The organism is Sorangium sp. So ce145 (genome assembly GCF_051525985.1).
In the GTDB taxonomy this organism is placed as follows: Bacteria; Myxococcota_A; Polyangia; order Polyangiales; family Polyangiaceae; genus Sorangium; species Sorangium cellulosum_B.
Window position 1 is genome coordinate 11,418,393 of the sequence record NZ_CP150315.1, and the last position, 23,320, is coordinate 11,441,712.

Annotated in this window: 18 protein-coding genes and 1 tRNA gene; 11 read left to right on the forward strand and 8 right to left on the reverse strand. The window is 71.1% G+C overall.

Annotation, left to right across the window (positions count from 1 at the left end):
- Positions 1-224 precede the first annotated feature (224 nt).
- Positions 225-311 (forward strand) — tRNA-Ser (locus WMF34_RS42400).
- Positions 312-513: 202 nt separating this feature from the next.
- On the opposite strand, the gene WMF34_RS42405 is transcribed toward WMF34_RS42400, so the two are convergent.
- On the reverse strand, positions 514-1,899 hold the full coding sequence (locus WMF34_RS42405; protein ID WP_012240877.1) for a DUF4388 domain-containing protein: 1,386 nt from the start codon (positions 1,897-1,899) through the stop codon (positions 514-516).
- A gap of 221 nt (positions 1,900-2,120) precedes the next feature.
- Positions 2,121-4,070, reverse strand: coding sequence for an aspartate--tRNA ligase (aspS, locus tag WMF34_RS42410; RefSeq protein WP_437991376.1), 1,950 nt, complete (start codon positions 4,068-4,070; stop codon positions 2,121-2,123).
- Between the two features lie 197 nt (positions 4,071-4,267).
- On the opposite strand from aspS, the gene WMF34_RS42415 reads away from it, so the two are divergent.
- A complete protein-coding gene (locus tag WMF34_RS42415) occupies positions 4,268-6,247 on the forward strand; it encodes a hypothetical protein (protein WP_231864532.1) in 1,980 nt (659 codons plus the stop codon).
- Positions 6,248-6,293: 46 nt separating this feature from the next.
- On the opposite strand, the gene WMF34_RS42420 is transcribed toward WMF34_RS42415, so the two are convergent.
- The 3 genes from WMF34_RS42420 to WMF34_RS42430 are packed head-to-tail and all read right to left on the reverse strand — an operon-like array spanning position 6,294 to position 10,661.
- On the reverse strand, positions 6,294-8,468 hold the full coding sequence (locus WMF34_RS42420) for a transglutaminaseTgpA domain-containing protein (RefSeq protein ID WP_044967112.1): 2,175 nt from the start codon (positions 8,466-8,468) through the stop codon (positions 6,294-6,296).
- Positions 8,465-9,685 carry a DUF58 domain-containing protein gene (locus tag WMF34_RS42425; protein WP_012240881.1) on the reverse strand — a complete coding sequence of 407 codons (1,221 nt, stop codon included), beginning with the start codon at positions 9,683-9,685 and terminating at the stop codon, positions 8,465-8,467. The genes WMF34_RS42420 and WMF34_RS42425 overlap by 4 nt, the downstream gene beginning before the upstream one ends.
- A 10-nt stretch (positions 9,686-9,695) precedes the next feature.
- Positions 9,696-10,661 carry an AAA family ATPase gene (locus WMF34_RS42430; RefSeq protein ID WP_044967114.1) on the reverse strand — a complete coding sequence of 322 codons (966 nt, stop codon included), beginning with the start codon at positions 10,659-10,661 and terminating at the stop codon, positions 9,696-9,698.
- Between the two features lie 479 nt (positions 10,662-11,140).
- On the opposite strand from WMF34_RS42430, the gene WMF34_RS42435 reads away from it, so the two are divergent.
- The 6 genes from WMF34_RS42435 (at position 11,141) to WMF34_RS42460 (ending at position 16,795) form a co-directional block, all read left to right on the forward strand.
- Positions 11,141-12,115 (forward strand): decaprenyl-phosphate phosphoribosyltransferase, encoded by a 975-nt coding sequence (locus WMF34_RS42435; RefSeq protein WP_437991377.1) that lies wholly within the window; start codon positions 11,141-11,143, stop codon positions 12,113-12,115.
- Positions 12,115-12,855 (forward strand): CPBP family glutamic-type intramembrane protease, encoded by a 741-nt coding sequence (locus tag WMF34_RS42440; protein WP_437991378.1) that lies wholly within the window; start codon positions 12,115-12,117, stop codon positions 12,853-12,855. Before WMF34_RS42435 ends, WMF34_RS42440 begins: the two co-directional genes overlap by 1 nt.
- A gap of 92 nt (positions 12,856-12,947) precedes the next feature.
- Positions 12,948-13,610: an NUDIX hydrolase gene (locus WMF34_RS42445; protein WP_049876537.1), complete on the forward strand. Its 663-nt coding sequence runs from the start codon at positions 12,948-12,950 to the stop codon at positions 13,608-13,610.
- Positions 13,610-14,557 carry an NAD(+)/NADH kinase gene (locus WMF34_RS42450; RefSeq protein ID WP_437991379.1) on the forward strand — a complete coding sequence of 316 codons (948 nt, stop codon included), beginning with the start codon at positions 13,610-13,612 and terminating at the stop codon, positions 14,555-14,557. The genes WMF34_RS42445 and WMF34_RS42450 overlap by 1 nt, the downstream gene beginning before the upstream one ends.
- A gap of 310 nt (positions 14,558-14,867) precedes the next feature.
- A complete protein-coding gene (locus WMF34_RS42455) occupies positions 14,868-15,203 on the forward strand; it encodes an HU family DNA-binding protein (RefSeq protein ID WP_012240887.1) in 336 nt (111 codons plus the stop codon).
- Between the two features lie 155 nt (positions 15,204-15,358).
- A complete protein-coding gene (locus tag WMF34_RS42460) occupies positions 15,359-16,795 on the forward strand; it encodes an ABC1 kinase family protein (RefSeq protein ID WP_044967116.1) in 1,437 nt (478 codons plus the stop codon).
- Positions 16,796-16,873: 78 nt separating this feature from the next.
- Here the strand turns inward: WMF34_RS42460 and WMF34_RS42465 are convergent, their stop codons facing one another.
- Positions 16,874-17,545, reverse strand: a complete 672-nt coding sequence (locus tag WMF34_RS42465) for a hypothetical protein (RefSeq protein ID WP_437991380.1) — start codon at positions 17,543-17,545, stop codon at positions 16,874-16,876.
- Positions 17,546-17,621: 76 nt separating this feature from the next.
- On the opposite strand from WMF34_RS42465, the gene WMF34_RS42470 reads away from it, so the two are divergent.
- Positions 17,622-18,923: a citrate synthase gene (locus tag WMF34_RS42470; protein WP_012240890.1), complete on the forward strand. Its 1,302-nt coding sequence runs from the start codon at positions 17,622-17,624 to the stop codon at positions 18,921-18,923.
- A gap of 94 nt (positions 18,924-19,017) precedes the next feature.
- On the opposite strand, the gene WMF34_RS42475 is transcribed toward WMF34_RS42470, so the two are convergent.
- Both WMF34_RS42475 and WMF34_RS42480 read right to left on the reverse strand, forming a co-directional pair.
- Positions 19,018-20,223, reverse strand: a complete 1,206-nt coding sequence (locus WMF34_RS42475) for a serine/threonine-protein kinase (protein ID WP_157907294.1) — start codon at positions 20,221-20,223, stop codon at positions 19,018-19,020.
- Between the two features lie 91 nt (positions 20,224-20,314).
- On the reverse strand, positions 20,315-20,536 hold the full coding sequence (locus WMF34_RS42480) for a hypothetical protein (RefSeq protein WP_437991381.1): 222 nt from the start codon (positions 20,534-20,536) through the stop codon (positions 20,315-20,317).
- A gap of 161 nt (positions 20,537-20,697) precedes the next feature.
- Between WMF34_RS42480 and WMF34_RS42485 the strand changes: the two genes are divergently transcribed.
- Positions 20,698-21,804, forward strand: a complete 1,107-nt coding sequence (locus WMF34_RS42485) for a hypothetical protein (protein WP_012240892.1) — start codon at positions 20,698-20,700, stop codon at positions 21,802-21,804.
- 52 nt (positions 21,805-21,856) lie between these two features.
- A complete protein-coding gene (locus tag WMF34_RS42490) occupies positions 21,857-22,906 on the forward strand; it encodes a WD40/YVTN/BNR-like repeat-containing protein (protein WP_437991382.1) in 1,050 nt (349 codons plus the stop codon).
- Positions 22,907-23,320 lie beyond the last annotated feature (414 nt).

A 23,320-nucleotide genomic window follows, 5' to 3' on the forward strand; every position in this document is an offset into this window, starting at 1 on the left:
GTCAGCCCGCTTTCCGGGCCGTCCGTCCCGCCCCCTCGGGATCCGTCGCTACCGGCGTCCCCCTGCACGATCTTTTGTGCACGGCGACAACCTCTTTGGTATGTTGCCGCTCCCTCGCCGCCGCGACGAGCGTCGGACGAGCCAGCGTTCTTTCTATCGTCATGCATCGAGGTCCGCGCTGCTCCTGCGCCGAGCACGGGGCGGGTGGACCATCCTGGGTACCAGGAGAGGTGGCCGAGTGGCTGAAGGCACACGCTTGCTAAGCGTGCGATCGGGAAACTGATCCGCGGGTTCGAATCCCGCCCTCTCCGCCGCGAGAACGCTCAGCGCTACGCCCGTCATGCGGCGGCCTGAGCACCGCGAACACGACGCGAGCACAACGCGAGCACAACCAGACGACCCGCTGGCTGTGGGGGGCCGCGCTCGAGCGCGCCGCTGCGGCGAGCAGCGCGTGGTTGGTCATCGCGCCGTCGTGGCCTCACGCGGGACCGCGTGGCCTCGCGGCCGCGCCGCTCAGGCCGCCCTGGTCCTCAGCACCCGCGACTGGAGGAACTGGTAGATCGTCTTGATCGCGTCGAACGAGCCGACCGCGCTCTCCTTGATCACCTCGTTCACCGTGCGCGAGCCGTTGACCGCGCCGAGCACGAGCTGCTCGATGCGCGTCAGCTTGCCGGAGCCCACGCCGTCGAGCGCGACCTGGTCGACGACCACCACCTGGTCGAAGTTGATCGTCCCCTCCATGAGCCGCCACTCGTCGACGCGCCGGAACCCCTCGAGGACCAGCGCGGACACCGGGAGGCCGAGGTGCGCCTGCTCGACCTCGGGGCGGAACGGCTCGCGCGTGAACGAGAAGCGCCCGTACGGCCAGCGCAGCACCTCGTAGATGAGCTCGCTCGACTGCCGCTCCAGCACGGCGATGAGGTCGTCGTTCGTCGCGACGCCGGCCTCCACGAGCACCTGCCCGAGCAGGGCGTGCGGCCGCTTCGCGCGGAGCAGCGCCTCGAGCCGCTCCCGCGTCAGGAGCCCGCGCTCGATGAAGTAGCGGCCCAGCTTGAACTCGTCCGACGAGTTGCGCGCCTGCACCAGATCGATGAGCCCCTGGCGGAGCGAGATCGTGATCGACGCGCGGTTCGTGGTCACCCGGAGCACGCCCGTCTGCCGCTGCATCTGGAGCAGCTGGAGGATCTCGGCGAGCGGGATCGCGGAGACGTCGCCGCTCATCACCTCCTTCGCGTCCGCGGGCGTATCGTCGAGGTCGCGGAGCGTCAGCGTCAGCTTGGAGACGACCTCGCTCGTCATCACGCGGGCGACCGCCTGCATCACCGCGGCCTCGTTGGTCCGCGCCTCGGGCGAGAGGCTCATGATCGCCGGCGTCATCACCGTCGACAGCTGCTGCGCGAACTCCGCGCCGGTGCGCTGGCGCATGTTCCTGGCGAGGAGGCTCGGCCGCACGCTCTCGGCGATCGTGTCCTCGTCGGGCATCTTCGCGCCCTCGGGCACGGGCCGCGCGCGCCCCTCCGCCGCCTTCGAGAGCGCGCCCTCGATCACCGCGACCAGCGCGCGCGCGTCGAACGGCTTGGTGATCGCGTCGACGGCGCCGGTCTGCTGGACGAACTGCCCCCTGAGCTTGTCGCCCTTGGCGCTCATCAGGACCACGGGCACGTTGCGGTGCGACGGGTTCGAGCGGAGCTCCCGGCAGAAGGCGTAGCCGTTCATCCTCGGCATCACGAAATCGAGGAGGACGAGGTCGTATTTCGGCCCCTTCTTGACCAGCTCGATCCCCGCGAGCCCGTCGCGCGCCACGGTCGGGTCGAACCCATTGCGAGCGAGGATGGCGCTGACGACCTTCAGGATGGTCGGGCTGTCATCGACAACGAGGACTCGCGCCGGGGAGGCCATGGCGAAGGATACAGGCCCTACCCTACCAGAAGTGCGCGGCCTGCAAACATAAAGGCCAACCCCAACGGCCACGCGCGGCGAGGCAGAGCACACCGAGCGCGGTCGCGGTCTCCGCCGCGCGCGCGGCGAGGGGCCCGCCGCGCCGCCTCACCGCCGCCGCCGCACCACCGCCGCCGCCGCCGGAGGTGCATCCGATCGCGCGCGCGCCCCCCGGGCTGGCATCAGGCGCCGGCGCTGCCGGTGCCCGTCGCGCCCTGCCGGGTGTCCGCGCCCGCGACCGCCGTCTTCACGTGGAGCTCGGCGAGCTGCGCGGCGTCGACGAGCACGGGCGCGCCCGTCATCTGATCCGTGCCCTGGTTGGTCTTCGGGAACGGGATGACGTCCCTGAGCGTCGGCGCGCCGCTGAGCAGCATCGCGAGCCGGTCCATGCCGAGCGCGATGCCGCCGTGCGGGGGCGCCCCGCTGCGGAGCGCGTCCAGGAGGAACCCGAACTTGTCGCGCGCGTCGTTCTCGTCGATGCCCAGCGTCTTGAAGACGCGCGCCTGCACCTCGGGATCGTGCAGCCGGATCGAGCCGCCGCCGATCTCGAACCCGTTCAGCACGAGATCGTAACGGTAACACTCCACGCGCGCCGGATCGCTCTCGAGGAGCGCGACGTGCTCGTCGATCGGCCGCGTGAACGCGTGGTGCGCGGCGGCCCAGCGCCCCGTTTCCTCGTCGAACTCGAACAGAGGTGGGTTCGTCACCCAGAGGAACCTCCACTGGTCACCATGCCCGTACTCCGGGATGAGCCCCATCTTCTTGGCGACGTCGATGCGGAGCTTCGCCATCACGGTGTGCACAACGGCTTCCTTGCCGAACTGGAAGCAGAGGACGTCGCCCGGCTTGGCGCCGAGCGCCTCGTTCAGCTTCTGCCGGAGCTCCGGCGTGATCGACTTCGTGAGCGGCGACTGCGTCCAGGAGCCGTCCTCGGCGAGCTTGGCGCGCGCGAGGCCGCGGAAGCCCTTCACGTCGCGGAGCCCGCGCTCGAGGTCCTCGGTCTGCTGGCGCGACAGGTTGGCGCTCGCCGGGATCACGAGCCCCTTCACGATCTCGGCCGGCAGGTCGCGCCGCAGCTTGCCCGACTTGAACTTCTCGGCGAGCTCGACCCAGAACGGCACCCCGCCGCCGTTGTGCTCGACGATGAGGTCCGTGAGGTCGGTGTGCTCGATCCCGAAGCGGAGGTCGGGCTTGTCGTTGCCGAAGCGGCGCATCGACTCGGCGTACGGCATGCGCGGGAAGCGGCCGGTCGGGTAGAGCTCGGTGAGGTCCTTGCCGAGGGCGGCCTTGAACACCGCGAAGACGAGCCCCTCCATCAGCCCGAAGACGTCGTCCTGGTTCACGAACGACAGCTCGACGTCGATCTGGGTGAACTCCGGCTGCCGGTCGATGCGCAGGTCCTCGTCCCGGAAGCACTTCACGATCTGGAAGTAGCGGTCGAAGCCCGCGACCATGAAGAGCTGCTTGTAGAGCTGCGGGCTCTCGGCGAGCGCGTAGAACTTGCCAGCCGAGATCCTCGAGGGGACGAGGAAGTTGCGCGCCCCTCCCGGCGTGTACTTCACGAGGAAGGGCGTCTCGAGCTCGAGGCAGCCCTTGTCCGACAGGTAATTCCGCGTCGCCCGGTTGATCTCGTGGCGCATCCGCAGCGCCCGCTGGAGCGGGGCGCGGCGCAGGTCGAGGTACCGGTGCTGCAGGCGGATCTCCTCGCGCGTCTCGATCTCGTCCGCGATCTCGAACGGCGGCGTCTCCGCCCTGTTGAAGATCGTCGCCTCGGCGACCCAGACCTCGATGGCCCCCGTGTCGATCTTGTCGTTCACGTTGCCTTCGCGGCTGACCACGACGCCCCGGACGCCGATGACCCACTCGGACCGGGCGCGCTCGGCGGCGGCGTGCGCGTCGACGAGATCCTTCTCCTCCACCTTCAGGCCGTGCTTCTTGATCGCCTCGAGGTAGCTGCGATCGAAGACGATCTGCGTCACGCCGGTGCGGTCGCGGAGGTCGATGAAGATGCAACCGCCGTGATCGCGGCGCCGCGCGACCCAGCCGAACAGCACGACCTCCTTGCCGATGTCCGCCTCGCGCAGATCGCCGCAGCGGTGCGTCCTCTTGAGCTCATCGATGAAACGGGACACGAGACGACCTCCGATTTTCCGTGGGAGGGGCGACTCTAGCCCAGGTCGCCGCCCACCGCCTCTCCGTATCCTCCGCGCCCCGCGCGCGGCTCGGCGGCGCATCGGCGCCGCGCGCGCCGCGCCGCCGCCGGACCGCGCGCGGCGCCGGGGTGCGCCGGAACTTGGCCCGGCCGCGGCCGATCTGGCATGGCCGCTCGGTGGGCTCCGGAGAGAAACGCTGCTGGCTCGATCGGTCGCTCGCCTTGCTGTCGGCCGCGCTGCCCTTCGGGCTGTCGCTGGCCCGCGCCGCCTCTTCCGGGCAATGGCGGGAAGATCTCACGGCCGTCCGGGATCTCGGCCTCGTCGCGGTCGGCGTGGGCGGCGGCCTGTCGACGGCGCTCTCGCAGGCGCTGAGCCTGCTCCCGCTGGGCTCCCGCACCTTCCGCACCGCCCTCGGATCGGCGCTCGCGCTCGCGCTCGCGTCGCGCCTGCTCTACGGGATGGTCCGCCGCCTCCTCCTGGAGTCCGCGCGGCCTGCGCCCCTCCCGGGGCTCTCGCTCTGGCGCAAGCTCCGCGGCGGCGCAGCCGAGCCGACCCCCGCCGGCGCGCGATCAACGCCCGCCGCGCCGGACGCGCCCGGCGGCGCCGTGAGCCCGCGGCTCGCCTCGGTGCTCTCCGCGATCGCCGTCCTCACGGCGGCCCTGTCGCCGACCTGGCAGCGCGAGGCGACGGTCGGCGGCGGCGCCATGATCGCCACCTGCTGCGCGCTCGTGACGCTCGCGCTCGCGTCGACGTGCGCCGAGCAGGCGCGGCACGCCGGGCGCGCGTGGATCGCGCTCGGCGCGCTCCTCGGGGCCACGTTCGCCGAGAGCCCCCCCGCCGGCCTCGCCGCTCTCGCGGCGTCGTACGCGATGTTCCTCGCGCGCGGCGGCGCCCAGCGCGCGGGCGGGCGCCCCGACGAGGCCTCGGTCGGCGGCCCGCCCCGGCGCATGCTGGGCGCCGCCGCCGGCGCCGGGGCGCTCACGGCCGCGCTCCTGCTCGCGCCGCTCGTGCTCAGGCCGCTCGCGCCGCGCGCCTGGGCCGACATCGGCCGCGCGCTCACGGCCGGCAGCCTCGCCGCCCTCGACGTCGCGAGCGCCCGCACCACGGCGCTCGCCGCGTGGAGCCGCGAGATCGGCGTCGTCTCCCTGCTCATCGCCGCGGCAGGGCTCTCGCTCTCGCTCCTGCGCCCGCGCGCGCGGTGGCTCGTCGCGCCCTTCCTCGTCCTGCTCGCGCTCGACACCCTCCTGCCCGCGCGGGCCGCCGGCGTGCTCTCCGCGGATCCGCTCACCCCCCTGCGCTCGCTCGCGGTCGCGGCGATCGCCGTCGGCTCGGCGCTCGGGGCGCACGCCGCGGTGCGGGCGCTGCTCCACACGCGCGTGCCGTTCTCGCGGAGCGGCGCGGCGCTGCTCGTCGTCTTCCAGCTGACGCTCGTCGCGCTGACGAGCGAGGAGGCAGGCTTCGCCGCCGATCGGAGCGAGCAGACGGCCGCCGAGGTCTGGACGGACGAGGCGTACGGGAGCCTCGATCCCGGGTCCGCGATCCTCGTGCGATCCCCGGCGATCACGTGGCGGGTGTGGGCGGCGCGGATCACGCGCGGCGAGCGGCCGGACGTCCTCGTGGTCCCGATCCCGCTGCTCGATCGCGGCCACGTCGCCGCGAGCCTGCTCGCCGACGAGCGCAAGCTCGCGCCGCTCCTGCGCGACTTCGCGCTCGCGGGCGAGCCCGGCGAGTTCGCCCTCTCCACGCTGGCCGACGTCCGGCCGCTCCACGTGGAGCTCGATCCGCGCTGGTCGAAGAAGCTGCTCAGCCACCTGAACGTCGCCGGCATCTGGCTCGAGTACGCCCCGCAGCCGCTCGGCGCCTCGGATCGCAAGCTCGCGACCGCGCAGTCGATCGTGCCGCTCCGGCGCGTGCTGGAGTCGCTCTCGATCGCCGCGGTGCCGGACACGTCGACGGCGGCCGTCCTCGCGTCCACGATGCGAAGCCAGTCGGACGTCGTGAGCCTGCTCGGCGAGCGCGTCGTGGCGCAGTCGTTCCTCGACCGGCTGGGCGAGCTCGCGCCCCAGGATCCGTTCATCTCCGGCGGCCCGAGCCGCCGCGCCGTCGCCGGCATCCGGCAGGCGTTCATCGCGAAGCGACCTCTGCGCCGCCGTTGATGCGGCCCGCGCGTCTTCCCCTCGTCTTCCCGCTCCCCGGCCGCGGTCAGGGCGACGCGGCCAGCCCGCTCTCGCTCGCGGCGCGCGCTCGCCGCTCCGCCCCGCGCAGCGCCTTGACCCGCCGCTCGAAGTCGCGGCTGTCGTCCTCCGAGAGCGTCGCCCCGCCGAAGCGGGCGCGCAGGTAGACCTGCGTGAGCGTCAGGATCTCGCGCGCCAGCGGGTGCTCTGCGAGCTCCAGCGCCTCGGCGTGGCGCAGCGGCGGCAGGCTGGGCGGGCGCGGCACGCCCTGGACGAGCATGGCGGCCTCCAGGCTCTCGTAGAGCGCCGTCGCCAGGATCGCGCTCGGGGTGCGCCCGGCGTCCGCGCGGCGCTCCTCGCGCCCGCGGCGCGTGCGGCGGAAGCGCCAGTAGAGCACGCCGCCGCCCAGCGCGAGCGCGACGGCGGCGACGGTGAGGATCCGCGGGCGCGACAGCGAGAGGTCGCCGCTCGATCCGGACCTCCGGTAGCGCGACGTCAGCGTCTGGAGCAGGCCCACCTGCTGGTTCAGGTCGTAGCCGACGACGTGCCTGTCCCAGCGCTGGCTCGTCGCCTCGATGAAATCGCGGAGGTACGCCCAGGCCCCGACCAGCTCGCTCTTCGGCGCCGCGTCGGCCGGCGGCGTCGGGTCGAACGTCATCCACCCCTCGCCGTCGAGGTACACCTCGACCCACGAGTGGGCGTCGCCCTGGCGCACCGCATAGAACCGGCCGAAGCGGTTGTAGGTGCCGCCGACGAAGCCGGTCACGTTGCGCGTCGGGACGTCCACCGCGCGCAGCAGGATGGCCATCGCGGTCGAGTAGAACTCGCAGTGCCCGCGCTTCGACTCGAACAGGAAATGATCGAGCGGCTGCGGGTCCGCGCCCGACGGCGACGCAAGGTCGTACCGGTACTCCGTGCGCAGGTGCTCCTGGATCACGCGCGCCCGATCGGCCGGGCGATCCACGCCTTGCGTCCACTGTTGCGCGAGATCGACGACGCGCGACGGCAGATCCCTCGGGAGCTCCAGGTAGCGCCTCCGCTCGGCGCCCGGGAGGCGCTGGAAGGTCGGCGCCCGCTTCCGCGACAGGAACACGTCGTAGACCAGCCCGCGCTCGTCCGTGGGCTGGTACCTGAGCTCCCCCTCCGGCCCGCGGTGGGCCATCGTGCCTGCGTCGACCCCGAGCTGCCCGCGGTGCTTGAGCCGGAGCCCCGTCGCGTTCGGCGGGAGGAAGATCACGGGCGGATCGATCGGCTCGAGATCGATGCGCATCACCGGGTCGACCGCCGGGTCCGGGTACCGCTCGATCGGCACCAGCCCCCCGTCGCTCTCCGTGGGGCGCTTGAACGTCTCGCTCTGGGTCCAGGTGCGGCCGTCGTACGCGTCGAGCGCGGTGCCGCGCAGGTGCATGGTGAGGCGCGGGGGCGGCGGATCCGGGAGCTCGGGGATCTCGACCCGCATCGCCAGCTTGGGGTCGCTGCGCAGCACGCCGACCGCGCCGAGGTCGACCTTGCCCGAGAAGCCGATCATCCGGCCGGTGTGGCCGCGGTTGAGCAGGAGCAGCGAGAGGCCGACGCGCGGGAAGATGACGAACAGGAGCGCGGTGAAGGCGAAGATCGGGACCGAGAGCAGGCAGGTGACGGCCAGGAACGAGCGCCCGACGACCCGCCTCGAGCGCAGGATGCGCGGCACGTCCACGGGCAGCCCCGTCCGGTCGCGCGCCCCCTGCCGGTAGTTGCCCTCGACCTCGCGCCGCAGGTGGCTGAGCACGAGCGCGCCTGGGGCGACGACGAGCACCCCCAGGAAGCACAGCCCGTAGCCGATGCCGCCGCCGAGGACGGTCCCGGCGATGAGGTGCAGCAGCGCGAGCACGATGACCTGCTGGTCGTGCGCCGCCCCTTTGCGCGTCGCGAGCCGGATGATCTGCAGCGCGGCGGCGAACTCCACGAGCACGTCGAGCACGCTCGCGTCGGTGGCGACGATGCGGACCACCTGGACGGCGATGACGACCAGCAGGATGCCCGTGTCGAGGTGGCGGAGCGCCGGGTGCCGCTGCCACGACTCGCGCACGACGAGCGCGAGCCCGAGGCTGATGAGGATCGCCCAGCTCACGTAGCGGTTGAACTGCCCGCTCGCGACGAGGGCGATGACGCCGAGCGCCGCGAGCGCGTCGGTCATCACCCGGTGCACCATCCCGAACCTCACGACGCGCTCCTCGGCGCGCCGGCGCGGCGCTCACCGCTGCTCGGGCTCGGGCTCGATCCCTGGCGCAGCGGCGCGCGGGCGCCGCGCTCGGGCGCCCGGACGTCGTCGACCGCATCGAGCAGCGCCAGGAAGCGGAGGATCGCGTCGGATCCGATGTTGCGATCGCCGCGCACCCGCTCGCCCAGCGTCGTCGCGACGACCACGGCGTCGCCGCGCTTGATGTGGGCGACGGCGCGCGACGCCGCCTCGCGGATCCTGCGCTCGAAGGTCGGCGCGAACGCGTCGCCCTCCCCGGCGGGGCGCACCGTGTCGACGACGATCTGCACGTCCGGCCGCGTCTCGCGGGTGCGCTCGCGCAGCACCAGCTGATCGCGCATCGTGCTCTTCTTCCAGTAGATGTCGCGCGGATCGTCCCCGTCGCGCATCGGCCGGAGGCCGAAGGTCTCGTCGCCGCCCCCGCGCCCGCTGAGGCTCGCGCCGCCCTCGCGCCGGCCCGCGTCCTCGACGGGGAGCCGGACCGGATCGACCGCGGGGTAGATGATGAGGTCGCCCTCGGCCTCGACCTCCCTCGATTTCTCGAACAGCCCGAAGGGAAAGCGGGTCGCGATGCGGAACCCGGTGTGCCGGTCGCGGCCGCGCCTCGCCGGCGTCCGCCGGTACGCGGCCACCTGCGCGCTGGAGGGGCTGATCTTCAGGAAGAAGCAGCGCTTGTCGGCCGGCTGGCCGGCGCGCAGATCCTCGACCTCGATCGCGTACGACGGCACGCGCTTCTTGTGGTTGTAGACCTCGATCTCGACGAGGTGAGCCCGCCCCACCTGGGCGCGGGCCGGGAGCCGCCGGGTCACCGTGAGGTGCTGCAGCGACAGGTCGCTCATCACGCCGGAGACGACGATCAGCGACAGCAGCATCCCGAGCAGCAGGTAGAGGAGGTTGTTGCCCGTGTTGATCGCCGCGAAGCCGACGCCCAGCGTGATCCCGAGGTAGTACTTTCCTTCCCGGGTGAACTTGAGCTTCCGGGGCGGCCTCAGGAAGAGCAGGACCCTCGTCCAGAACGACGCCTTGTCCCCGCGCGGGGGCAGCAGCGGGCGCTGCTCGACCAGCGGCCTTTCGCGCCTCGGCTTGCTCGGCCGGACGGCGCTCCGCGCCGCTGCGCCGGCGCGCTCTGCGCCGCGGGAGCTGCCGCTGAGAGATCCCCGCTCCCTGTCCTCTGCGCCCATCGCCCACCCCTCAGAGGGGCACCGGCACCCGCGCCACGAGGTCGCGCACCGCCGCCTCGCACTCGTCGCGGGTCGGCATGTAGCCCTCCGCGTGGGCCGAGAGCCGGACCCGGTGCGCCAGCACGGCCACCGCAAGGTTGTGGATGTCGTCCGCGATACAGTACGAGCGTCCGTAGAGGACCGCGCGCCCCCGGGCCGCGCGCGCCAGGTTCATGCCGGCGCGCGGCGATGCGCCCAGCGAGAGGGTCGGGCTCGACCGCGTGGCCGTGAGCACCGCCTGCAGGTAGGTCGCGAGCGACGAGTCGAGCTCGACGCGATCGACCTCGCGCTGCAGGGCGACGAGCTGGGCCGGATCGATGATCTGCGGCACGTTCCGCGCCCGGTCGGGCTCGCCGCCCTGGAGGAGCAGCCGCATCTCCACCTGCGGCGGCGGGTACCCGATCCGGATCCGCACCATGAACCGGTCGAGCTGCGACTCCGGCAGCGGGAACGTGCCCGCGAAATCCTGCGGGTTCTGGGTCGCGAGCACGAAGAAGGGGTACGGCAGCGGCGTCGCCGTCCCCTCGATGGACACCTGCCCCTCGTTCATCGCCTCGAGCAGCGCCGACTGCGTCCGGGGGCTCGCCCGGTTGATCTCGTCGGCGAGCAGCACGTTCGCGAAGATCGGCCCCTGCCGGAAGACGAACTGCCCGAGCCGCTGGTCGAAGACGCTGACCCCGAGCACGTCGCTCGGCAGGAGATCGCTGGTGAACTGAACGCGACGGAGCTCGCCCCCCACGGCCTTGGCCAGCGCTCGGGCCAGCGTCGTCTTGCCGACGCCGGGGACGTCCTCGATGAGGACATGACCCCGGGCGAGCAGCGCGATGAGCGCCAGCTCGACCGCCTCTGGCTTCCCTTCGAGGGCCTGCTCGACGGCAGAGCGAAGCTTCAGGAGCAGAGGCGAAGCTTCACGCGCGACCGAGAGCGCTGATGTCATCGGGGGCGATGGTAGCACGAGGTCACGGCGCGCCTGCGGGGATGCGCATTTTGCGTTCCACGAGCCGGGCTGGCGGGTGCGAACCCAGATTCGCGACCTCACCGCGAGGCCGCCGGCCCGGGTGCGCTGCGCCACGTTCTTCCCGGTTCGTGGCCTGGAGGGGCTTCGGCGCTGCCGCTGGCGCTCGGTTTCGCCGGTTTCGTCGGTCTCGGGCGCCGGCGCCCCCCGTGCTTTTAACTTGCCGCGGAATGGCCGGGACCAGGGCGCCCGAGTATGCTCCGCGCGCCGTGACCGCCTCGGGGCCCCTTTTTCGCAACAGTGCCGCAGGCTTCCCTGATCAGGAGGCGCCCGGCGCCGAGGCTCGCCCCGACGCGGGCGCGCCGGACGCGCCGGCGCCTGCCGAGCAGGGCGGCTCGCCCGCTTCGGTGAGCTCCGTCCCCGCCGGCAAGCCTCCGTCGTCGCCGCCGCGGAGCGCCGGCGTGCCGAGCTCCCGTCCGCCGGAGAGCGGGCCCCCCTCGGGCGGCTTGATAGCGCAGCCGCCCCTGTTGCCCGACTCGCCGAGGGGGACGCTGCTCTGGCGTGTGCGCGGGATGGTCCGCGCGATGCGGCCCCACCAGTGGGTGAAGAACCTCTTCGTCCTCGCCCCCGTGGTGTTCGCCAAGCACCTGACCCACCCCTCGATCATCACGAGCGCGATCGGGGCCTTCGCGATCTTCTGCCTGCTCGCCGGCGCCGTCTACATCCTGAACGACATCGTCGACGTCGAGGCCGATCGGGTCCACCCGGTCAAGCGCTTCCGGCCGATCGCCTCGGGCCGCGTGCCGATCCCGGTCGCCAAGGCGATGGCGGTCGGCCTCGCGGTCATCGCGCTCGGCGCGAGCCTGCTCGGCCCGCCGCTCTTCGCGGTCGTCGCCGCCAGCTACTACGTCCTCAACGTCGCCTATTCGTTCCGGCTCAAGAAGATCGCCTACCTCGACGTCGGCTGCATCGCGATCTTCTTCGTGCTGCGCGTGCTCGCGGGCGGCTTCGCGACGAGGACGCCGCTCTCCGGCTTCATGATCGCCTGCACGGCGCTGCTCGCGCTCTTCCTCGGCTTCGGCAAGCGCCGCCACGAGCTCGCCTCGGTCAACGCCTCGAAGCAGCGCGCGGCGCTCGACGGCTACTCGCCTTCCGCCCTGACGGCGGCGCTCGCCGTGACGGGCCTCGCCACCTTCGCCACCTACCTGGCGTACACGCTCGATCACGACACGCAGCGGTTCTTCCAGAACCCGTACCTCTGGCTCACGGCGATCCACCCGCTCTTCGGCGGGATCCGGTTCCTCCAGCTCGTGGCCGGCAGCGCGAGGTCGGAGAGCCCCACCCAGGAGATCCTCCGGGACACGCCCTTCGTGCTGAACGTCGTCCTGTGGTCGGCCGAGGTGCTGGTGATCGTGTACCGCCTGAGGCCGTCCTGATGCTCGGCGCCGGACCGGAGCTCGCCCGGCCGGGGGCGGCCCCTGCCGGCGACAAGCCCACCGCGAAGAGCGACGCGCTGACCGATCTCGCGCTGACGATGCCGATCTTCGTCCTCTATCACCTCGGCGTCGCCTTCCTCCCCATCCGCAACGCGGCGGATCCGGTCACCGCCGAGCTCCGCGCGCTGGCCAAGCACAGCCTCCCGCTCTACGCGGGCCTCACCGTCGCCGTCGGGGCCGCGTTCGTCCTCGTCCTTTCCATCCTCGGCCGCGGCCACGCCCTCCAGACGAAGCGCTTCGCGCTGCTCGCCGTCGAGGGCGCGCTCTACGCCATCCTGATGCGCTTCGCCGGCGCCTACGTGGTCGGCTCCCTCCGGCTCGGCCCGCCCGCCGCGTCGAACGACATCTTCACCGGGGTCGTGATGTCGCTCGGCGCGGGCTTCTACGAGGAGATCGCCTTCCGCGTCGGCCTCTACGGGCTGGGCGCGCTCGGGATCAAGTTCTTCTTCGGCAGGGGGGTCCAGGGGGTGGTCCTGATGGTCGGCTGGGCGGTCGTGGCCGCCGCCGTCTTCTCCGGCTGGCACTATGTCGGGTCGCTGGGCGATCCCTGGAACCTCCCCTCCTTCGTTTTCCGCATGGTGTGCGGGCTCGTCCTCACGGCGATCTACGTCTTCCGCGGCTTCGCGCCGGCCGTCTGGACCCACGCGCTCTACGACGTCTGGGTCCTCGTGCTCCGCTGAGCCCGAGGCCGCCCCGGGCGCGGGGGGCGAGCGCGGGGACGAGGCGCATCGCGATCGGCGGCCGTTTGGCGCTATGCTTTGCGCCTCGACGCATGCGGCTACCTCCCTTCCCGAAGCTCGCTCTCAAGCTGGTCCGGACGATCCCCTCGCTGGACGGCCCTGGTTTCCTCAACCTGCGACGCCAGGTGTTCCGCGTCGAATTCCCGGACGGCTCGCTGAGCGACCCGTTCACCTACGACAGCGTCGATCGCGCGCGCCTCGACGCGGTGGTGATCGCCCCGCACTACCGCGGCGCGGACGGGCGCCGTCGCGTCTTCCTCCGCTCGGCGTTCCGGCCTCCGGCCGCGACCCGCCCGCCCGAGGCGTGGCCCATCCCGGAGGCGCCGACGCTCGGCGCGATCTGGGAGCTGCCCGCCGGGCTCGTCGAGCTCGACGAGCGGAGCCCGGAGGGCCTGCAGCGCTCCGCCGCGCGCGAGCTGCTTGAGGAGGTCGGCTTCGACGTGCCGCCGTCGGACCTCCACCCGCTCGGCCCGTCGACGTTCCCGGCGCCGGGCATGGTGGGCGAGCGGCACTTCTTCTTTCATGTCGAGGTCGACCCGGCTCGCCAGGGGACGCCGCTCGAGGACGGCTCTCCCCTCGAGCGGTTCGCGGCCATCGCGGCGGTCCCGCTCGACGAGGCGATCGAGCTCACCCGGCGCGGCGTGATCGAGGACGCGAAGACGGAGGTGGCGCTCCGGCGCCTCGCGGAGCTCTGATGGCGGAACGATCCCCCGCGCCCGCGCCGCGGCGTCCACCCCGCGTCGCGCTCGTCGTGAAGCGCTCCGCCTGGAAGATTTACCGCGAGGAGCGGAAGGATCCGCGCATCACGCGGCTCATCGAGGCCGGCGACTCCGCGGTCGCGCGCCTCAAGGCGTCGCACGAGGCGCACGAGCAGACCGTGCGCGAGGTCAAGGCGGCGCTCGACGACCTCGGGGTCCAGATCGATGTCGTCGCCAGCGCGGCGCAGTCCTTCGACGCGGGCGAGCTCGACCTCGTGATCACGGTCGGCGGCGACGGGACGCTCCTCAGCGCGTCCCACAACGTCGGCGACGTGCCGATCCTCGGCATCAACAGCGCGCCGGGCCACTCCGTCGGCTTCTTCTGCGGCGCGACGAGCCGCGACGCGGCCGACGCCATCGCGGGGGCGCTGAGCGGCTCGCTCCGCAGCACCGTGCTCACCCGCATGCAGGTCACGGTGAACGACAAGCTCGCCACGGGGCGCGTCCTGAACGACGCGCTCTTCTGCCACGTCTCCCCCGCGGCCACGTCGCGTTACGTGCTCCGGCTCGGCCGGGCCGAGGAGGAGCAGAAGTCGAGCGGCTTCTGGATCGGCCCTGCGGCCGGGTCCACGGCCGCGCAGCGCTCGGCGGGCGGGCGCGTCCTGCCGCTCACGTCGAAGCGGCTCCAGCTCGTCGTCCGCGAGCCCTACACCCCCCACGGCGAGGAGTACCGCCTCCGCCACGCCCTGATCCAGCCGGGCGCCTCGCTCGTCGTGCGCAGCAAGACGCACGACGCGAAGCTCTTCTTCGACGGGCCGATCCACTCGGTCAGCGTCGGCTTCGGCGACGTCATCGAGTTCACGCAGGCGCCCCAGTCGCTGACGATCCTGGGCCTCTCCGCCAAGAGGAAGTGGGGCGCGGGCTCGGCGGCGAGCCGCCGCTAGGGCCGCCCGGGCGACCAGGATCGCCTTCAACGGAAGGGATTCGGGTGATCTCCTACGTCGAGCGCCCGGCGTGCGACCTCCCTCGCGGCGGGCGCGTGAGGCCTGAAGAAGGGGCGATTGGGGCTGTTTTCCCGCGGATTTGACGGCCCGCGCCAGGGCCCCCCGGCCCTCCTCCCGGCGGAGCGGCGCGCCCCCCGGGGCATGAAACCCCTTCTTTTGTAGCTCCGATCGACGATTCGACACTGGATCTGCGGCGGCCGTTGTGGTTCCTTTGGCCCGCAAGAGGGCACAAACCTCAGGAGGAATGAACATGGCGGCCAAGAAGGCGGATGGGAAGAAGAGCACGTCGCTCAGCAAGAGCGCGCTGATCAACGCGGTGGTCGAGGCCAACGAGAACGAGATCTCGCGCAAGCAGGTCAAGGCGATCCTCGAGTCGCTGACCGACATCGCGTACAAGGAGCTCAAGAAGAACGGCATCTTCACGATGCCCGGCTTCGCGAAGTTCCGCGTCGTCAAGAAGCCCGCGACGAAGGCGCGCGAGGGGATCAACCCCTTCACGAAGCAGCCGATGACGTTCGCGGCCAAGCCGGCCAGCAAGTCCGTCCGCGCCCGCCCCATCAAGGCGATCAAGGACTCGCTCTCCTGAGCCTGCCCGGCTCGCCGGAGGGCTCCGCTGCGCGGCGGAGGTCCGCGGCGGCCCCCTCGCCGGGATTCACCCATCGCTGAAGGGCGAGGGCGAGGGCGAGCGCCGCTGGCCCCGCGCGGCCCCTGCGGTAGCATGGTGCGGCTGCTTTGCCGCACATGACGCTCGCCGTCCGACTCTTCCGCGCGCTGCTCGCGTTCTCGGTCATCCTGACGAGCTACCTCATCCAGCTGGGGCTCGTGCGGGTGTTCGTGAGGCGCCTCGGGCGCGGCTCGCCCGCGGGTGAGCCGCCTCGCTGGCTCGTCGCGCGCCGCGCCCGCGTCGATCAGAACAACGCCCGGCGCCTGCTGCGCGTCATGCTCCAGCTGCGGGGCGTCTTCATCAAGCTCGGCCAGGTGCTGTCCATCATGGGCGGCTTCTTGCCTCGCGCTTACGGCAAGGAGCTCGAGCAGCTCCAGGACCAGGTGCCGCCGCACCCGTTCAGCGATCTCGAGGCCGCGCTGCGCGCGAGCTTCGGCCGCTCCGCGGGCGAGCTGTTCGCGTCGATCGAGCGCGCGCCGCTCGCGGCCGCGTCGCTGGGGCAGGTCCACGTCGCGCGCCTCCGCGACGGCCGCAAGGTCGCGGTCAAGTTCCTCTACCCCGGCATCCGCGGGATCATCGCCGTCGACCTGCGCGTCCTGCGCCTCGCGATCCTCGTCTACAAGCGGTTCGTCCCGGTGGGGCACATCGAGCGCGTGCACGAGTCGCTGGTCGACCTGCTCCGCCGGGAGACCGACTACCTGCACGAGGCCGCTTGCATGGAGCGGATGGCGCAGAACTTCGAGGGGGACGCGGGCATCGCGTTCCCGGAGGTCGTCCACGAGCTCACGACGCGCGACGTGCTCACGATGACCTTCATGGAAGGCATCAAGATCACCCGCCTCGACGCGCTCCGGAGCGCGGGCGTCGAGCCCTCGGACGTCGCGCTCAGGCTCGTGCAGGCCTTCTACAAGATGCTCTTCGCGGATCGCTTCTTCCACGCCGATCCGCACCCGGGGAACTTCCTCGTCGCCGCGCGGAGCGCGGAGGAGGGCGGCGGCTTTCGCCTCGTCGTCCTCGACTTCGGCGCGAGCTGCGAGGCCCGGGACGAGCTCATCGACGGGCTGCTCGACATCCTGAAGGGCATCTTCGCGCAGGACGACGCGGCGGTCGTGCGCGGCTTCCGGAGGATGGGCTTCGTCGCGCCCGGGGGCAACGACGCGCTCCTCGAGAGGACCGTGAAGACCTACTTCGCGAAGCTGCTCAAGATCCGGGATCGCACGCCGGCGGCGCTGATGCGCGCCCGCCCCGAGCAGCTGGAGCGGCTCGCGGACCCCGAGCTGGAGCGCGGTGAGCTCCAGGAGCTGATGCGGTCGTTCGAGTACCCGGAGGACTGGTTCTATGTCGAGCGCGCTTGCGTGCTCCTCTTCTGGCTGGCCGCCCAGATCGATCCCCACCTCGATACGATGGCCGCGGGCTTCCCGTACCTGATGCCCCTGATGGCGCAGCGCGAGGCCAAGACCGGGGCCGGCTCCGACGGGTCGGACCCGGCGCCGCGACGCTCGCCTGCGGAGTGAGCCGAGGGCCATCACCACGCTCAACACGCGTTTCGCGCGCGTTTCGCGGGTGTTTCATTTGCGCTCTTCGCCCGTTCGCTACCGTGTTGGGAGCGGGCTGAAGCGCGGGCCGGGGCGGGTGAGCCCGAGCTGCGCGAAGAAGGGCGCATAACTCGAGTCCCGATCAGCCATGATCTCCGCGAGCCTCATCTTGACTGCGGCGATCCCTGCCCCTTCAAGGCGTCGGTAATTGTCCTCGGCGGGGTCGACCGCGGGCTCGACGCCTGCCCCCGCGAGGACGGTCCCAGTATGGTTCAGCCCCTCTGGAATCGTTTGTACAAACGGATCTGGCGCGTGTCGGAGGAGACCGACGAGCCTGTGCGAGTTCGTCTCGTCCCCCGCCATCTCGGGGTGGAACGCGGCCAGCACCGGCGCGGGGCTGAAGCGCCGCCGCAGCTGTTCACCCAGGCGCGACGCGAAGCGCTCGAACTGGGGCGACGGAGCATGGATGCACGGGAAAACCAGGTGCACCACCGCGGAGTCGGCCTCCTCCATGACCGCCAGCGCCGTCTCCAGGACCGGCTCGCGATCGAGCAGGACGTAAAAGCGTCCGAATCCGGTTGCGGCGTCGCGCATGAACGGGCAGAGCCGGTAGCGAGCGACAACCTCGTCGGCGTAACGCCCGTGGACTCGCCGCACCTCGGCCGCAAACCGAGGCGCCTCCGGGTGGTGGGCCAGCTCCCCCCGCACGACCGGCTCGCTCAAATGCATCACCTCATTTTCTCGGGGAAGCATTCTTCCCTCGGCCCGTGATAGCTTACGCCGCGCTGCGGCGGAAGGAGGAGGCGTGCAGGAGACCGCGAAGTTAACGCTGAAGAAGAACGGTGGGGAGCAGACGATCGAGTTGCCTGTGATCACGGGCACCGAGGGGGAGAAGGCGATCGACGTCGCGTCCCTTCGTTCGAAGACCGGGTACGTTTGCATCGACCCGGCCTTCGTCAACACGGCCTCGACAACGAGCTCCATCACGTTCCTCGATGGGGAGAAGGGCATCCTCCGCTACCGCGGCATCCCGATCGAGCAGCTCGGCGAGAAGTCGACCTTCGTGGAGACCTCGTACCTCCTGATCTACGGCAAGCTGCCGAGCAAGAGCGAGCTGTCCCGGTTCTCCACGCTGCTCACCCGGCACTCGCTGATCCACGAGGACATGAAGCGCTTCTTCGACGGCTACCCGTCGACGGCGCACCCCATGGCGATCCTGTCCGCGATGGTGCTCTCCCTGTCGAGCTACTACCCGGAAGCGATCGACGTGAAGAACACCGAGCACCTCGACATCACCATCGCGAGGCTGCTCTCCAAGGTGCGCACGATCGCGGCGTTCTCGTACAAGAAGTCGATCGGCCAGCCGTTCGTCTACCCGCACAACTCGCTCTCGTACTGTGCGAACTTCCTGAACATGATGTTCTCGGTCCCGGCGGAGCCGTACGAGATCGACGAGGACATCGTGAAGGTGCTGAACCTGCTCCTGATCCTGCACGCCGATCACGAGCAGAACTGCTCGACGTCGACGGTGCGCCTCGTCGGGAGCTCGAAGGCGAACCTCTTCGCCTCGGTCGCCGCCGGCATCTGCGCGCTCTGGGGCCCGCTCCACGGCGGCGCGAACCAGGAGGTCGTGACGATGCTCGAGGCGATCCGCTCGGACGGCGGCGACGTCTCGAAGTTCGTGAAGCTCGCGAAGGACAAGACCTCGAACTTCCGCCTGATGGGCTTCGGCCACCGCGTGTACAAGAACTACGATCCGCGCGCCGTCCTCATCAAGGCGGCCGCCGACAAGATCCTGGCGAAGCTCGGCATCAAGGATCCGCTGCTCGACATCGCGCAGCGCCTCGAGGAGACCGCGCTGAAGGATCCGTACTTCGTCGAGCGGAAGCTCTACCCGAACGTCGACTTCTACAGCGGCATCATCTACCGCGCGCTCGGCTTCCCCACGAACATGTTCACCGTCATGTTCGCGCTCGGGCGCCTCCCCGGCTGGATCGCCCACTGGAAGGAGATGAACGACGACCCGACCGGCAAGATCGGCCGTCCGCGGCAGATCTACACCGGCGAGAACGCCGTCGACTACACGCCGCTCGACGAGCGCGAGTGACCGCGGCGGGGCGCAGCGGCCCCGCCGGCGCCTTCCACCGACGATCCCCTCACACACCTGACGAGCGCGCCCCTGGCGGCGCGCTCGCGGCCCCTCAGCGGCTGAACACCAGCAGGACGACGATCACCGCCACGATGACGCCCGTGATGAGCGAGGCGCCGCCGACGAGCAGGAGCAGCTTGCCCGTCGACAGCTGCGAGAGCGACGCGCCGGCGCGGGAGGGCGCTGGCGGGTTGTCGTCGAGCGTCCGCTCCGGCCGGCTCATCGAGTGCGAATGGCGAGGGGCCGCGGCCGGCTCCACCACGGTCGGCTGCGGGCGCGCGCTCGGCGAGCCGCCGGCATGCAGCGGAGGCGCCGGCTGAGAGATCGGCTGGCCGGCGCGGATCCGGCCCTCGATGACGGCCTGCGCATAGGGAGGCAGCGCGCCTGCGCGTACAGCGCGGACGTCCGCGCGCATGGTCTCGGCGTTCGGGTAGCGATGGAACTTGATGAACGCCAGCGAGCGATCGACCACGGCCGCGACGGCGGGCGAGATCCCGGGCGCGACCGAGGCGAGCGGCGGCGCGGCCTCGGTCGCGGCGGCGATGACCTCCATGGCCTCCGTCACCTCGCCGTGCACCTGTCGGCCCGAGAGCAGCCGGAACATCGTCGCCCCGAGCCCGAAGAGATCGGTGCGCCCGTCGATGTCGTGGATGAGCCCCGTCGCTTGCTCCGGCGCCATGTACGTCGCCGTGCCCATGATCATGCCCGTCTTTGTCGCGGTCTTCTCGGGCAGGCCGGTGAGCCCGTCGACGACGCGCGCGATGCCGAAGTCGAGCATGCGCACGCGCCCGTCGTTGCCGAGGTGGATGTTCTCGGGCTTGAGATCGCGGTGCACGACGCCGCGCGCGTGCGCGATCGCCAGCGTCTCGAGCACCTGGTCCGCGAGCGCGAGCACCTCGCCGGCCGGCATCGTCCCGGTGCGCGCCATCCGATCGAAGAGCGTCTCGCCCTGGAGCACCTCCATCGTCAGGTAGGCGAGGCCCTCCTGCGTCTCGCCGGAGCCGAGCACGCGCACCACGCCGGGCACCGCGTCCGCCCCGCCGAGCGAGTTGCCGATGAACCCCTCGCGCAGGAAGCGCTTCCGCACCTCGGCGATCGCGTTGAGCTCCGGGTGCAGCACCTTGAGCGCGACCTGAGAGCCGTCCGCAGCGCGCCCGAGCAGCACGCTCCCCATGCCGCCGGTGCCGAGCACGCGCTCGATCCACCACGTCCCGGCGAACGTCTTGCCGACCCAGTGCTCCGCGTCGTCGTCGTACACGAGAGGCGCCCTCTTTCGACCAGCGGCCATCCGAGGAGAGAGATCTCAGCGGCGAAGCCACTGGTAGGCCGCTCCGCTGCGGGCGCGCAAGCTAATTGATGGAGGTCGTGCCGAAACGGGGGTCGTCGTCAAGCCGCTCGGCCGCTGCCTTGAGCCCGGAGGCGATGCCCCGGAACGCGTCCGCTGGCATGCGAAACGTCACACCAGGGCCGATGAGTGTCACGTGCACGGTGCCACACCCGCACCGGGTGATGCGTGTCGCCTCGTTCGAGGCGAGCTCGGTGTGTGGACCGCAATTCTTGGGCGCCGCCATGGTTTGAACCTCTCCCACATCCTAGCAGCACCGGCCAGCGCTCGGCCACGACGCCCCGGAGCCCGACGGAACCCTGCCCGCCGCGTGACACGAACGCCCTGGAATCGTGCAGCCGTGTATATCTCTTCTCCTCATCGCTACGCGATTGCCTGGAGGGACTCATGGCGGTTCGATGCCTGACGCTTGGTTTGCTTCCCGTCGTGCTGGGGATCGTGGCCTGCGTTGACGGGGGCGGGGGCGGGGGCGGGACGCCCGCGCCGGTCGACGAGTCGCTGCTCGATGTGCCGCCGGTCGGCCAGGGCTTCCAGATGCAGACCGAGGAGACCGAGGTGCCGGCGGGGGTCGAGCAGCAGGACTGCTATTTCTTCAAGGTCAGCGAGCTCGCCGCGTCGAACGGGCTGGACCCGACCGCGCCCGTGAACCTCCATCGCGTGCAGATCGCGCAGCGCGACGGCTCGCACCACATGAACATCTTCCGCGTGAAGACCGTGAAGGGGCTGGGGCCGGAGGGCGGGCTCATCCAGAAGAACCAGAACGGGGTCGGGGAGTGCTTCAAGAGCCCCAACTGGGCCGACTGGCCGCTCATCGCGAACTCGCAGCAGAACGGCCAGGTCGACTGGGAGTTCCCCGAGGGCGTCGCGAACGTCCTCGCGCCCGACGAGTGGCTGATGCTGCAGACGCATTACGTGAATGCGACGTCGCAGAAGACCCCCGAGGCGGTCGGCCGCGTCCGGGTGAACTTCTGGGCGCTGCCCGCCGCCGAGGTCAAGGCCGAGATGGGCACCGTCTTCGCGACCAAGCAGTCGATCCGTGTCTGTCAGTCGAACCCGACACCCACGTTCGAGGGCTCGTGCCAGATCAACAGCCCCTCTCCCGTGAGGATCATCGGCGCCAACGGCCATTTCCACAGCCGAGGCACGCGGTTCGATATGTATACATGGGACGGCAAGACCATCGGCACGCCTCCGGCCTCGGATCGCTTCTACACATCGAACGCGTGGGACGACCCGCCGATGCTCATCTCGCCGGAGCTCGACAGGGAGCTCCCGACGAACGGCGGCGTCTGGTACGGATGCACCTACGAGTGGCAGCAGCCGGACCCGTCCGTGGGGTGCAAGGGCCTCGACGAGTACGACGTGTCCAAGAACGGGACCGCCGAAGAGTCGCTCGATTGCTGCTACACGTTCGGGCCGATCGTCGAGAAGAACGAGCACTGCAACATCTTCGTCTATTACTATCCGAAGCAGACCGACGTGTTCTGCAACTGAGCCCTCCATGGCGGCGCGCCGGCAGGACCTCTCCAGTCGGGTCTCCACTCCCATGCGCACCTGCTTTCACTCCATGGCCCTGGCGGCGCTCGGCGCGGTCGCCCTCGCCGGCTGCCCCGGCGATCCTGCGAGGCCGCCCGAGCAGGGGCCGCCGGCGTGGCGCGTGCTGCTCGACGAGGGCGATCTCGACCGCGCGGTCCTCTCGATCTGGGGGACGGCGCCCGACGACGTGTTCGCCGTCGGGGGGCCGCTCGGCAACACGGGCCTCCAGGCGCTCGCGCTGCACTACGACGGGGCGCGGTGGCGCGAGCTCCCGGCGGGCGGAGAGACGACCTTCTGGTGGGTGGCCGGCTCCGGTCCGCGGGACGTCTGGATGGTCGGCGAGCGCGGCCGCGCCGCGCGGTGGGACGGCGCGACGTTCACCGAGCACGCGACGGGGACGGAGGCGACGCTGTGGGGCGTGATCGCGTTTTCACCCGACGACGCCTGGGCGGTCGGCGGCATGCCCGGCAGCGGCGCGGACGCGGAGAAGGACATCGTCCTCCGCTGGGACGGCAGCGCATGGTCGCGAGAGCCGCTGCCGGCGGCGACCGGCCGGGCGCTCTACAAGGTGTGGGGCGAATCGTCCGAGGATCTCTACGCCGTCGGCGAGTTCGGCGTGATCTGGCACCGCTCGGGCTCGACCTGGGAAGTGCAATCCGATCCGCCGATCGCGCAGGGCACCCTGTTCACCGCCGCCGGCTGCAGCCGTGAAGAGGTGTACGCGGTCGGCGGGAGAGACGTGCTCCGCTCGGACGGCGCGTCGTGGCGCAGGCTCGAGATAGAGCTCACGAACGACGTGAACGGCGTCGCCTGCGGCCGCCCGGGGGAGGTCGCGATCGTCGGTTATGGAGGGCTCAAGCAGCGCCTCGTGGACGGGGCCTGGATCGATGAGTTCACCGACGAGCCCTACGCCGACCTCCACGCCGTCTGGGCCGACGCGGAAGGGGCCTTCTGGGCGGTCGGCGGGGACTTCCTTAGCCAGCCGACACCCGGCAGAGCCCGCAAGGGCGTGGTGGCGCGCTACGGAACAGGGCAAATCGCCGACACTGTGAGCCGCTGATCACCACGTCGCAGGTATCCTCACCTGCTCGGACATGCCCTTGGTGTGGCATGGCGCATCATGGGACCGTGAACTCGGAGATACGCTGTGGCCGAGCGGTCACGACCAGCGAGACTTTTTTCTTGGGAAATGCTTCAAAGGGGGGCGCTGGTCGTCCGATTGCAACACCTGCGGAGACCACACGCGGATCCCGCGCTCTGAACCCAGGAGAATTGGCATGCGACGGACCATTGCTCAGCTTTTTGTGAGTGCGTTTACTTTTGCGGTTCCTGTGCTGATCGCTTCCTCCGCATCAGCCCAGCCCAATCCATGTGGAAACCTCCAGCTCGCGGCGGCCGGCGAGTGTGAGATTCGAACGGAGGGCGGCTGTGAAGGCTATTGCGAGCCCGTCCGTTTCGAGGCGGAGTGCTCCGG